Annotated in this window: 9 protein-coding genes and 1 pseudogene; 5 read left to right on the plus strand and 5 right to left on the minus strand. The window is 57.4% G+C overall.

The annotated features are described in order from the left end of the window. The first annotated feature begins 13 nt into the window (after positions 1 to 13). The gene (locus SIC19_RS06190; RefSeq protein WP_075195805.1) at positions 14 to 1,192 is read left to right on the plus strand and encodes a potassium channel family protein; all 1,179 of its coding nucleotides are present in this window, start codon (positions 14 to 16) and stop codon (positions 1,190 to 1,192) included. 1 nt (position 1,193) lies between these two features. Here the strand turns inward: SIC19_RS06190 and SIC19_RS06195 are convergent, their stop codons facing one another. From SIC19_RS06195 to typA, 5 genes and pseudogenes are all read right to left on the minus strand, one after another. Beyond that, positions 1,194 to 2,051 carry a CYTH domain-containing protein gene (locus SIC19_RS06195; protein ID WP_041336050.1) on the minus strand — a complete coding sequence of 286 codons (858 nt, stop codon included), beginning with the start codon at positions 2,049 to 2,051 and terminating at the stop codon, positions 1,194 to 1,196. A 107-nt stretch (positions 2,052 to 2,158) separates the two neighbouring features. Then, a pseudogene (ltrA, locus tag SIC19_RS06200) lies at positions 2,159 to 3,530 on the minus strand (group II intron reverse transcriptase/maturase). Positions 3,531 to 4,168: 638 nt separating this feature from the next. Continuing rightward, positions 4,169 to 4,633, minus strand: a complete 465-nt coding sequence (gene dtd / locus SIC19_RS06205) for a D-aminoacyl-tRNA deacylase (protein ID WP_075195669.1) — start codon at positions 4,631 to 4,633, stop codon at positions 4,169 to 4,171. An 81-nt stretch (positions 4,634 to 4,714) separates the two neighbouring features. Beyond that, a complete protein-coding gene (pip, locus tag SIC19_RS06210; protein WP_041335670.1) occupies positions 4,715 to 5,677 on the minus strand; it encodes a prolyl aminopeptidase in 963 nt (320 codons plus the stop codon). Between the two features lie 102 nt (positions 5,678 to 5,779). After that, the gene (typA, locus tag SIC19_RS06215) at positions 5,780 to 7,591 is read right to left on the minus strand and encodes a translational GTPase TypA (RefSeq protein WP_036203432.1); all 1,812 of its coding nucleotides are present in this window, start codon (positions 7,589 to 7,591) and stop codon (positions 5,780 to 5,782) included. Positions 7,592 to 8,149: 558 nt separating this feature from the next. On the opposite strand from typA, the gene glnA reads away from it, so the two are divergent. The 4 genes from glnA (at position 8,150) to ntrC (ending at position 13,094) form a co-directional block, all read left to right on the plus strand. Further along, complete coding sequence (glnA, locus tag SIC19_RS06220) at positions 8,150 to 9,553, plus strand: glutamate--ammonia ligase (RefSeq protein WP_036203429.1); 1,404 nt, start codon at positions 8,150 to 8,152, stop codon at positions 9,551 to 9,553. Between the two features lie 175 nt (positions 9,554 to 9,728). Beyond that, positions 9,729 to 10,259 carry a DUF4124 domain-containing protein gene (locus SIC19_RS06225; RefSeq protein WP_075195668.1) on the plus strand — a complete coding sequence of 177 codons (531 nt, stop codon included), beginning with the start codon at positions 9,729 to 9,731 and terminating at the stop codon, positions 10,257 to 10,259. Positions 10,260 to 10,587: 328 nt separating this feature from the next. Next, on the plus strand, positions 10,588 to 11,670 hold the full coding sequence (gene glnL / locus SIC19_RS06230; RefSeq protein WP_127402080.1) for a nitrogen regulation protein NR(II): 1,083 nt from the start codon (positions 10,588 to 10,590) through the stop codon (positions 11,668 to 11,670). Next, entirely contained in the window at positions 11,667 to 13,094 is a 1,428-nt protein-coding gene (gene ntrC, locus SIC19_RS06235; protein WP_041335667.1) for a nitrogen regulation protein NR(I), read from the plus strand. The genes glnL and ntrC overlap by 4 nt, the downstream gene beginning before the upstream one ends. The last annotated feature ends 4 nt before the right edge of the window (positions 13,095 to 13,098 follow it).

A 13,098-nucleotide genomic window follows, 5' to 3' on the forward strand; every position in this document is an offset into this window, starting at 1 on the left:
TGTAAGGACACCGATGCAGAGGAATCGCCGGCCGCTGAACCCGGAACATCAGCTTTCCCACCTGCCTATGTCCGGGATTATCCGGTCACGCATCAAGCGGCTTTTCACCATTCTTGGCGGGCTGCTGGTCACCCAGGTGGTGATCATATGGGCGGCAGAGGACCTCACGCTGTTCGAGTCTGCGTGGATGACCATGACAACGCTGGTTACCGTGGGCTACGGTGATTTTGCGCCGCAGACCATCATCGGACGACTCAGCACCGTTTTGCTGATGTTCATTGCCGCCATCACGCTGTTAACGCTTATCGTCAGTGATTATATTGAATACCGGTTCTACCGCCGGGAACGTATCTTAACCGGACGCTGGATATACGCCATGAAAGACCACATCGTTATCGTCAACACACCGCAGACGGGCGGAGAACAGTATTTTTCTCGCTTTGCCTCCCAAATGCGGGCCGTGCCCGGTTATGAAACCGTTCCCATCATCATATTGACCAGTCAGTTTCCCAACGGGCTTCCGCCCGAACTGGCGGACAATGGCCTGGTTCACTTTCATGGCTCCGGTAGCGACCCGGAAGCTCTCAAGGCAGTGCACGCTGGTGCGGCCCGACATATTATCGTGCTGGCCGCCGACGAATCCGACCCGACCTCCGACAGCCTGACTTTTGATATCGCCCACAGGCTGAGTGAGTCCAACCTTGGCCAGAAAGTCACGGTGGAGTGCGTACGGGATGAAAATCGGGATCGCTTTACTTCTGCGGGTGTCCGTACCGTTATCCGACCGGTTCGAACCTATCCGGAGATCATGGTGCGCTCGGTCATCGCACCGGGGTCAGAGAAAGTCCTTGAGGACTTGTTCAATTATCAACACGACCACCCCCACCGCTACGAAATTGAACTGGACGACCTGAATTGGGCGGATATCGTCAGCGCGCTGATTCGGCATGGCATCGGCACCGCACTCGCCTATATTGACGACAACAACGAAGTCGTTTGCCACCCGCCCACCGATAAGGAAATTGAAGGCAAGGGCCTGATCGTTCTTGTGAAGTCCAGTGAGACCCCGGACGTGGAAGTGGTGAAAGAAGCCCTGTCCCATTATCGCGACTTCATTAACAAATGGCACAACCTTCAAAAACAGGCCACTCAAGAGGACAGCAACGTCTCCAAAGCGGCCGATCAGCCGTAAACTATGCCGCTGCTATGGCCAGTTGCAACTGGCCAAGTTCCTTGCTGCTTGCCATATCGCCAATAGCGTTTCCCTCAGCCAGCGAACGGAACACACGCTGGTAAAGCTCCCCGACGCCGCGCTCGCCGGCCATCCGAGCTATCGCTCGAAAATCGTCTCCATTCACGGGAGCGGACTGCCCCGTAAGCCATGACACGCTGAGGAGAAAGAGGAATTCATTCACGGACAACTCAGCATTTTGCTCTGCTTTCGAAACCGGGTGATAGAGCCCCGCAAGGTAGTACCCCTGCTCCGCCTTGCTGACAAGGTTCAGAAACACCGGCACTTCATCCGCCAGACGTCGCGCCCACGCCAGTAACAACGAGGCATCTCCGGCCTTAAGCTCAAATTCAACTTCACTGAGCGGGCGGGACTGCCCATCTGCCACGATTTCCCCGGAATCAATGGCTACTTCAACCAGGCTCTCCCCTTGCTCGATCATAACCACACGACGCTGAAAGTTGGTCTCAAAGACAGGCTGCAGTCTGGCAAGGTTCACGCTCTGCCCCACAGGGGTGTCCGCGATGAGTCCCATATTGAGCGTGGTACCGATCAGCGGCCACTCCCACTCCTGGCGACGATGAGCACCATCAACGAACTCACCGCGGGTTTTCAGGGTCTGGATGTGCCTGTCACCCAACTTCCGGATTCGCAGGGCAATCTTCTGGCGGTTGAGATCCCCATCGGGCGTGTCGTAGTAGGTGTTCCCCAATTGCAGGGTCCCGGACTCATAAGTGTTTGGCTGCCCCAATAGCCAGTCAACGACTCGATCCAGATCAGGCTGCGCCACGCTGAGTTTGATTTCCAGTTCCTGAGCCATCCGCCCTCCTGCCGTGTGAATTCTGATTTCAGCATAATCGAGTAGGAGGGGGAGTCACCTCCCCCGTCCTCTCACACCACCGTACATACGGTTCCGTATACGGCGGTTCATGGCTGACTCTGAAGCCGGGCCATCGTATCCAGCAAGCTTACCAGAGACAGGCGGTCGAATACCCTTTTTAGGTAAGGCGGCGTTCATGTGCGAAGCGCCGCTATTCCACCAGGGTCCACGCCCATTCGTTGCACTCTGCCAGGCTCTCGGTTCAGTCAGACCCAGCCGCATCAAGTTGCGAGCCCGCGTGCGGGTCCGCTTCCATTGCTGCCACAGAATCAGACGGAGTCGCCGCCTTATCCAACCATCCAGAGCTTCTACCGAGCGCTTTGTGTCGGTCAGGCGGTAATAATTCGCCCAACCTCGCAGCACCGGGTTCAGCTTCCGAATAGTCGTTGTCAACGACTGCCCCCGTGACCGTCTAAGCAGAGGGCGCAGCTTGGCCAGATAAGCCCTCAGGCTCTTGGGGGCGATCCTCAATCGTACCTGCCTTTTGTGCCAGCTCACGCTGTAACCCAGGAAGCTCCGACGCCAAGGGCGATCCACGGCGCTCTTCGCCGTGTTTATCGTCAGGCGCAGGTGCGTTTCCAGATAGTGGGTGATGCTGGCCATGACCCGGTCACCGGCCCGTTGGCTGCGGACGTAAATGTTGCAGTCGTCCGCATAGCGGCAGAACCGGTGTCCCCGCCGCTCCAGCTCCCGATCCAGTTCGGTCAGGAGCACGTTAGAGAGCAAGGGCGACAGGGGGCCGCCTTGCGGCGTGCCTTCCCGTCTCGGGCTGACCAGTCCTCCTTCGAGCATGCCGGCTTGCAGGTAACGCCGGATCAGGGTGAGTATCCGCCGGTCGGCTATGCGACAAGCCAGCAGGCTCATCAGCACATCGTGGTTGACCCGGTCAAAGAACTGGGCCAGATCCAGATCGACCACCCAGCGGTGGCCGTCGTTGATGTGTTGCTGCATCGCCTTGACCGCCTGGTGGGCACTTCGACCGGGGCGGAACCCATAGCTGTGATCCGAGAAGGTCGGTTCCAGCGTCGGGCTCAGCACCTGGTGAAGGGCTTGTTGGATCAGGCGGTCCTGCACCGTTGGGATACCCAGTGTCCGCTCCCCGCCTTGCGGCTTGGGGATACTGACCCGGCGGACCGGTTGAGGATGGTAGTCTCCGGCCAACAGCCGCTCGCGCAGCGTTGGCCAATGCTGTTGCAGGTGGCCCTTCAGGGCCATCACCGGCATCTGATCGACACCGGCGGCACCCTTATTGGATACCACCCGCTGATACGCACGCATCAGGTTCGGGCGCTCAAGCACCTGTTCCATCAGCGTGTTCGGCTCCGCGTTCGTCCACGAGTGAGCCCCCGCGTCTGCCTCGACACGGACTTCAGTCTCTGCCGGATACCGTCCAGCGCCTTCCTGAATGCCCTGCCCCATCCGGGTCGCTTCTGTCTTCATAAGCACACTACGAGAACTCATCGCCTACTAACGGCCAACCATGTTCGGCCCTTCCGTACGCGGTGACGCACCTACTATGGCCTCGGCTGAGTTCTGGCTCCCCATCCCCACCTCTCGCGAAGTGAGTAGCACAGCGGCAGAGAACCAGACTTCCCAGGGTAAGACGCGTGACCTTCACACTTATGCCCGCCGCATTTACGTCCACACCTTCCGTGCAAGTACAGGGCTTTGACGATAGTTGACGCCTTACCCGGTGTGACCGCCTCATATGCGATTTCTGTTCGTCAGGCCAGTGCTTTGCCTGCGGCTTCCTTCAGATTCCATCTCACGATGGACACCCTTGCCGTCCGGCTAGTGGTTCCCCTTGCCGGGTCCACAGGGGACTTGCACCCCCAAGTCATCCGGCCAGCACCACCTGTACCGGAACAGCGCCCGTCAAGGCGCTACGCGCCATGCCTGGCGCACCATAAAAAAACCGGCAGCCCGAAGGCTGCCGGTTTTCGACTACTTGATAGATTAGCTGGTTAGCTGATCAGAAGTAGTAAACACCACCAACGGCCAGCGCAGCACCAGAAAGGACCACCGACCGTTGCAATGCCTCGCAATAGGGCGACACCTCAACCCCGCCCCGGCACACCTCCAACCTCCAGAAGAAACGTGACCGGCCCATCGTTTACCAAGGCCACCTTCATGTCCGCGCCGAACCGCCCCTGGCCAACCCGATCTGCGCCCATCTCCGACCCACACGAGGCCACGAACTCATGAAACAGGGCTTCGGCAGATTCCGGGCCCGCTGCTACCGAAAATCCCGGACGGGATCCGGACCGGGTATCAGCAGCAAGCGTAAACTGGGGAACAACGAGGAGGGAGCCGCCCGTATCGAGCAGGCTACGATTCATCCGTCCCTGGTCGTCGGGAAATACCCGGTAGACGAGTAGTTTTCGACACAGTTCCCGCACCGCGCAGGAGTCATCTGATTTCTCAACTCCGAGCAACAACAACAGCCCCGAACCAATCTCGGAGATGACCTCATTGTCGACGGTGACGCTGGCGTGAGTAACCCGTTGTATCAGCCCTTTCATGAAGCTCCCTGCGCAAGGACTCAAAATTCGGAACGAAGTTTATCCACGCACCAGGCTCGCCGCAACCTTCTTCATGTGACTTTACGTATCCCTACCTTCAAGCTTCGCGGCGACCTCATCGACGCCACGCATCAGGGCATCAATAATGGCGGGCTCGGACGCCGAGTGCCCTGCGTCCCGTATGATCCTCAAGTCAGCTTCCGGCCAGGCCTGGCTCAGAGCCAGAGCATTGTCCAGCGGACACACCATATCGTAACGGCCATGGACAATGATGCCTGGAATATCCTTGAGTAACGCCGCGTCACGTACGATCTGATTATCGTCCAGAAACGCATTATTCATGAAGTAATGGCATTCAATTCGAGCCAGGGCAATAGCCACGTGGGGATGCCCGAAATGCTCAACCACACGTGGGTTCGGATGCAGGGTTGCACAGCGCCCCTCCCAGATGGACCACGCCTTGGCGGCCTGTATCTGCTCCAGTTCGTTGCTGCTCGTCAGGCGACGGTAGTAGGCCGTGACGAGATCGCCACGCTCATCCTCAGGAATGGGTGCCAGGAAATCGCGCCAGTAGTCGGGAAATACGCGGCTCGCGCCCTCCTGGTAGAACCAGTGGATATCCCTGGGCCGGCAAAGAAAAATTCCCCTCAGCACCAGGCCAAGCACCCTGTCCGGGTGCGACTGGGCATACACCAGGCTCAGTGTAGACCCCCAACTACCGCCAAACAGTATCCATCGATCCACCCCAAGAAAGGTCCGCACCGTTTCCATATCGTCCACCAGCTTTTGCGTGGTGTTTCCTGCAAATTCGGCCAGGGGGCTCGAACGGCCAGCGCCCCGCTGATCCATCAGAATAATCCGGTAGCGCTCGGCATCAAAAAAACGGCGATGATAGTCCTCACACCCGCCGCCGGGCCCGCCATGGACAACCAGAACGGGAATACCATCCGGATTGCCGCTTTCTTCAACATACAGCTCATGGGGCGGATCAACCGCAATGCGATGCTGGGCGTTGGGCTTGATATCGGGGAACAGGGTGAGCATGGGGCGCTCCGGAAAAAGGATTTAACCGGAGTTTAGCTGAAGACAACGAAAAAGGGGCGGGCCATCCATGATGGCCCGCCCCTTGATATCACGCACTGAAGATTACTTCTTATGGGCGCGCTTACGCTCATTCTCGGTCAGAAGCTTCTTGCGCAGGCGGATCGACTTGGGCGTCACTTCCACCAATTCATCTTCATCGATGAACTCCAGAGCCTGCTCAAGGGTATGCTTGATCGGCGGCACCAGGCCGATGACCTCGTCCTTGCCGGACGCACGCATATTGTCCAGCTTCTTCCCCTTGGTGGGGTTAATCACCAGATCGTTGTCACGACTGTGAATACCACACAACTGACCTTCGTACACTTCCTGGCCGGGATCCAGGAACAACTTGCCCCGGCTCTGCAGTGTTTCCAGCGAATAAGTCAGCGCGGCACCAGTTGCCATTGACACCAGCACACCGTTCTGACGACTGGTCACATCACCGCTCTTAATAGGGCCGTAATGGCTGAAGGTTGAAGTCAAAATACCCGAACCGGAGGTCATGGTCAGGAAGGCGTTACGGAAACCGATCAGCCCGCGCGCCGGAATCGTATACTCAAGACGCATACGGCCCTTTCCGTCCGGCACCATGTTGGTCATTTCACCCTTGCGGAGCCCCATCTGATCCATAAGCGCACCCTGGTGCTGCTCTTCGATGTCGATGATGACGTTTTCGTACGGCTCCTGTTTAACACCATCGATCTCACGGATAACCACTTCCGGACGACCCACGGCGAGCTCAAAGTTCTCGCGGCGCATGTTTTCGATCAACACTGAGAGGTGCAGCTCGCCACGGCCGGATACCTTGAACTTATCTGCCGACTCACCTTCTTCAACTCGCAGAGCAACGTTGTGCAGCAGCTCTTTTTCCAAACGCTCTTTGATGTTGCGGCTGGTGACAAACTTACCTTCCTTGCCACAAAACGGTGAGTCGTTGACCTGGAACGTCATGGAAACCGTCGGCTCATCCACCGTCAACGGCGGCAAGGCTTCAACATTGGCCTGGTCACACAAGGTGTCAGAGATGTACAGCTCATCCATGCCGCTGACGCAAATAATGTCGCCCGCCTGCGCTTCGTCGACTTCAACACGCTGCAGCCCGGAATGGCCCATGATCTTGAGAATACGGCCCTGGCGCTTTTTGCCGTTGGCACCAATGGCCGTAACCGGAGAGTTGGTTTTAATCTTGCCGCGCATAATGCGGCCGATGCCAATAACGCCCAGGAAGCTGTTGTAGTCCAACTGAGAAATCTGCATCTGGAACGGACCGTCCCGGTCGACGTTGGGCGCAGGTACGTGATCAACGATGGCCTGGAAAACCGCGTCCATGTTGTCGTCCAGCTTTTCGTGATCCATTCCGGCAATGCCGTTCAGGGCACTGGCGTAGACAATCGGAAAGTCCAGCTGCTCATCGCTGGCGCCGAGGTTGTCGAACAAGTCGAACACCTGATCCACTACCCAGTCCGGGCGAGCTCCAGGGCGGTCAATCTTGTTCACGACGACAATCGGGTGCAGGCCCGCATCAAACGCTTTCTGGGTGACAAACCGGGTTTGTGGCATCGGGCCATCAATAGAGTCAACCACGAGCAACACGCAATCGACCATACTCATGACACGCTCGACTTCACCCCCGAAATCGGCGTGACCCGGGGTGTCCACGATATTGATGTCGTAGTCGTGCCACTTCAGCGCCGTGTTCTTGGCCAGAATGGTAATACCACGTTCTTTTTCCTGGTCATTGGAGTCCATGACACGCTCGTTTTCGAGCTCTTTGCGATCCAGAGTGCCGGACTGGCGAAGAAGCTGGTCAACCAGTGTGGTCTTGCCATGGTCAACGTGGGCGATGATGGCGATATTACGAAGTTTATCAATCACAACTATAATCCTGCAGCATGCACTGAATGACCTGAGAGGTCTTCAGTAGGCGCAAAGCCCCTTACATGCCGTCTCAAATCCGTAAAATGAATTTCATTTGTCGGGCCGGGAAGCCCGAATACCCCCTGAAGAAACTCAGCGTCTGTGCTGAATACCTGAGGCAAAAATGAAGTGGCGCGCAGTATATAGCAAACTCACTTGCGTTTATATGAAGAAAAACGCCTATCGAAGCAACAACCCATCTGCATCATTTTGGTGCATTATTTCAGCTATCGCACCGTTTTAACGCACCACGAAAGAGCGATAGGGCCACCCAATCAGCACATATCGCTCCAAAACAGCCCGAACGCCTTGGTATTGCGCACTTGTGGCGCATGCATCAAAAACTGGCAAGGCTATTGCTAAACCTTAAGCAGCCGAATTTGCAGGTAACTCGCAACAGCTTTTGTTAAGCTGCCCTACCTGAAAGAAAGATCGGGAGTCAGCACTGCTGAACGATCCGGCAACAATGTACACAGAAATCGCCCGCACGGCGGGATAACAGACGGAGCATGCACAATGTCCAAGACGATTGATCTGATCAAGGAACACGAAGTCAAATGGATCGACCTGAGATTCACTGACAGCCGTGGCAAAGAACAACACGTAACGCTGCCGGCCACCGAGGTGGACGAGGACTTTTTCAGCGACGGCAAGATGTTCGACGGCTCTTCAATCTCCGGCTGGAAAGGCATCAATGAATCCGACATGATTCTGATGCCGGACGACAGCACCTCCGTGCTGGACCCGTTCACCGAAGAAACCACACTGAACATTACCTGTGACATCGTAGAGCCTTCCACCATGCAGGGCTATGAGCGTGACCCACGCTCCGTTGCCCGCCGTGCGGAAGAGTACCTCAAGTCCACGGGCATCGCTGACGGTGCCCTGTTTGGTCCGGAACCTGAGTTCTTTGTTTTCGATTCTGTTAAATGGAATGTGGATATGCAGGGCGCTTCCTACCACATCCACTCTGAAGAAGCCGCCTGGGTATCCGGCGAAGACTTCGATCGCAACAACATCGGTCACCGCCCGGGTGTTAAAGGTGGTTACTTCCCGGTTCCGCCAGTGGATAGCCTGCACGACCTGCGTGGCGCCATGTGTGCCGCTATGGAATCCATGGGCCTGGAAATTGAGGTTCATCACCACGAAGTCGGCACCGCTGGCCAGTGTGAAATCGGCGTTGGCGCCAACACCCTGACCCGCAAGGCTGACGAAGTGCAGATTCTCAAGTACTGCGTACACAACGTGGCCCACGCCTACGGTAAAACCGCCACCTTCATGCCCAAGCCTGTGGTTGGTGATAACGGCTCCGGCATGCACGTACACATGTCCCTGAGCAAAGACGGCAAGAACCTGTTCGCAGGTGACAGCTATGCCGGCCTGAGCGAAGCAGCGCTTTACTATATCGGTGGTGTCGTCAAGCACGCCAAGGCCATCAACGCCTTTACCAACCCTGCAACCAATAGCTACAAGCGTCTGGTTCCGGGCTACGAAGCACCGGTTATGCTGGCCTACTCCGCCCGTAACCGTTCGGCCTCCATCCGTATTCCATACGTGAACAGCCCGAAAGCACGTCGTATCGAAGTGCGTTTCCCTGACCCGGCGGCCAACCCGTACCTGGCGTTCGCTGCATTGATGATGGCCGGCCTGGATGGTATCCAGAACAAGATCCACCCGGGCGATGCCATGGACAAGGATCTGTACGACCTGCCGAAGGAAGAAGCGCTGAACATTCCGAAGGTTGCTGAAACCCTGTCCGAAGCTCTGGATTGCCTGGCTGAAGATCATGAATTCCTGACCCGCGGCGGCGTGTTCACCGAGGACATGATTGCCGGCTACATCGATCTGAAGCGCGGTGAAGTTGAGAAACTGAACATGACCACGCATCCGGTCGAGTTCCAGCTCTACTACTCCTGCTGATCCGTTCGTAAGGATCAGCAACCCAGAGAAGCCCCGCCTTGCGCGGGGCTTTTTTGTGTACGGCCGCACATTTCGACCAGCCTTAACGGAATGTAACCAAGCTGCCGGGTAATGGCGTTGAAATACTCATGACTGGCGCTGATAATCGGGTAAAACAATCAGACAGGTTGTCTCTATGAACGCACGGCTTGCACTACTCTCTGGCATTGTCGCTCTTGCGGCGCTTCCGGTTTCCGCCGAGGTCTATCGTCAGGTGGATGCTCAGGGCAACGTTACCTATACCGACGAGCCCTCGGAAGGCACCCCTGCTGAGGAGATCAAGGTAAAACCGGTCACCACGGTCACTCTGCCAAAACTCGAAGCGGTTCGGGAGCCAGAGCGGTTGCGGGAAAAAGTGCAACAGGAAGGCTCCGTCTACGACAGCGTCCGCTTCCTCGCGCCGGGTGATGACCAGGCCTTCCACAGTGGCAGCGGCGACGTGGAATTCCGCGTGACCAGTTCACCTGGCCTTCGGGGCAGCCACAAGTACGAAGTGACACTCGACGGCCAACCGGTTGGCCAGAGCGCTTCCGGGACAGTGATGGTGCGCAATGTGTTTCGCGGCACCCACGATGCAGGCGTCAATATCGTCGACAGCAACGGTGTTACCGTCAAGAGCGGCGAAACCATTACCTTCACCATCCACCGGCCCAGCGTCAACAACTGATGCACCCTTCCGGGGCCCCGACCGCTTCGAGCCGGGGCGCCATACAAACGCAGACCTGTAGCGGTTAGCGAACCACCACGCCATTCTTTATTGCACCATTTTAGTGCGACCGCACCATAAAAAAGCCATACTCTGACCATTCCCAGGGCGGATATCCGCGGGCAGGCTTTACGCAATGATATTTCTGCACTACACCACGCCGTGTTCACAGGCCTGTAACCCGCATGCCCGCTAAATGCGCACTGTCATAGCCACGAACAGCCAATGTGGTTCGTTTTTTGCAAAACTGCCTTAGCAACCCGCAAGGCCCATCAAAAGGGACAAACGAATGGCGATACCGACCGGATACAAAAGCATACTGGACAGCCTGACCACAGCCGTACTGGTGCTGAGTGACGGGTTGCGGGTCCAGTACCTGAATCCGGCGGCCGAAAGTCTGTTTGAAACCAGCGTAACCAGAAGTAAGGGAGCCCCGATCAACGACATCCTGATCGACTCTGAAGATGCCCTACAAACACTGTATGCGGCAGCCGAGAATGGCCAGTCGTACACCAGACGCGAAGCGGAGTTCATACTGACAAGCGGATTGCGGCTAACGGTTGATTATTCCGTGTCCCCCATAAGCCTTGAGCCAACGGAACTGTTGATCGAAATCCAGCCCAGGGACCGCTTGCTACGGATCAGCCGGGAAGAAGACATCATCTCCCAGCAGGAAACCACCCGGATACTGGTCCGGGGCATGGCCCATGAAATCAAAAACCCTCTTGGAGGTATTCGCGGGGCCGCCCAGTTGCTGGACCGCGAACTGCACAACGAAGACCAGAAAGAATACACCCAGGTGATCATTGCAGAAGCGGACCGCCTGCGAACCCTGGTGGACCGCATGCTCGGCCCGAACAAAGCCCCAAAAATGGCGTCCACCAATATTCATGAGGTTCTGGAGCGCGTCAAAACCCTTTTGGAAGCTGAGAGCCGCGGCCGCTTGAACTTCCGGAGAGATTACGATCCCAGCCTCCCCGAGTTCCAGGGCGACAAGGAACAGCTGATTCAGGCTTTCCTTAACATCGCCCGCAACGCCATGGAAGCCGCGTTCGAGAACCAGGCGGAGATGACCGGCGACGAACAGCCGACGATCACCTTCCGCACACGCGCATTGCGACAGTTCACCATCGGCCACAAACGCCATCGCCTGGTGTGCCGCGTGGATGTGATTGATAACGGCCCGGGCATACCACCGGATCTGTTGCAAAACGTTTTCTACCCGATGATCAGTGGGCGAGCCAGCGGCACAGGCCTCGGCCTCTCCATCACCCAAAGCATCATCGGGCAACATCACGGGCTTGTTGAATGCGAGAGCGAGCCCGGAAAAACCGACTTCATCATCTTCCTGCCTCTGGAGGAAAACCAATGAGCCAACCGGCAAACGTCTGGATAATTGACGACGATCGCAGTATACGTTGGGTGCTGGAGCGCGCCCTGAACCAGGCCGGTATGCAGCCCCGGGTGTTTGAAAGTGGCGAAAGCATCATGATGAGGCTGGAGCACGAACAGCCCGATGCCATCATCAGCGACATCCGTATGCCCGGCGTCGACGGCATCACCTTGCTCTCACAGATTGTTGACTCACACCCGGATCTGCCGGTGATCATCATGACCGCCCATTCCGACCTGGAAAGCGCGGTGACCAGCTACCAGACGGGCGCCTTCGAGTACCTTCCAAAACCGTTTGACGTGGATGATGCCGTCGCACTGGTGAAGCGGGCCGTTGCTCACAGCCACGAACGCCGGGCCACCTCGGAGCCGCAAGCCGAAAGCGCACAGAGAAATGCCGAAATCATTGGTGAAGCGCCTGCGATGCAGGAGGTGTTCAGGGCCATCGGCCGATTGTCCCACTCCAACATCACCGTACTGATCAATGGCGAAAGTGGTACCGGTAAGGAACTGGTTGCCCAGGCCCTTCACAACCACAGCCCCCGGGCCAGCCACCCTTTTATCGCACTCAACATGGCCGCGATTCCAAAGGACCTGATTGAGTCCGAGCTGTTTGGCCATGAGAAAGGCGCCTTCACCGGAGCGGCTGCCGCCAGGCAGGGTCGCTTCGAGCAATCCAACGGAGGCACCCTGTTCCTCGACGAGATCGGTGATATGCCCGCCGACACCCAGACACGGTTATTGCGGGTGCTTGCGGATGGGGAGTTCTATCGGGTGGGCGGCACCACGCCTATCAAAGTGGACGTCCGCATCATCGCGGCTACACACCAGGACCTGGAAAAGCTCGTCCAGGCGGGCACCTTTCGGGAAGATTTGTTCCATCGCCTGAATGTTATCCGGGTGCACTTGCCAAAACTCGCGGAGCGCCGCGAGGACATCCCGCGGTTAATGGAACATTTCCTCAAGCGGGCTGCCCGGGAACTGGCAGTGGAAACCAAAATACTGCGCCCGGAAGCCGAAGAATACCTCACCACCCTGCCCTGGCCCGGCAACGTCCGCCAGCTTGAGAACACCTGTCGCTGGCTGACGGTGATGGCCAGTGGCCGCGAGGTTCACATCGATGACCTGCCGCCCGAGCTGATGCAGCAGGCCGAAGCGCCGGCCACCGGCCAGACTTGGCAGGAAGGCCTGCGCAACTGGTCGGAACAGGAGCTCAAACGCGGCCACAAAGGCATTCTGGATACCGCCGTGCCGGAGTTTGAGCGCATCATGATCGAGACCGCGTTGAAGCACACCGGCGGGCGCCGGCGTGATGCCTCCATCCTGCTGGGCTGGGGACGGAATACCTTGACCCGCAAGATTAATGAACTCGGGATGGATCACCCGGAGGGGGAGGAGGACTGAGCCC

It is taken from the genome of Marinobacter sp. MIT930201 (assembly GCF_047122665.1).
GTDB classification, from domain to species: domain Bacteria; phylum Pseudomonadota; class Gammaproteobacteria; order Pseudomonadales; family Oleiphilaceae; genus Marinobacter; species Marinobacter salarius.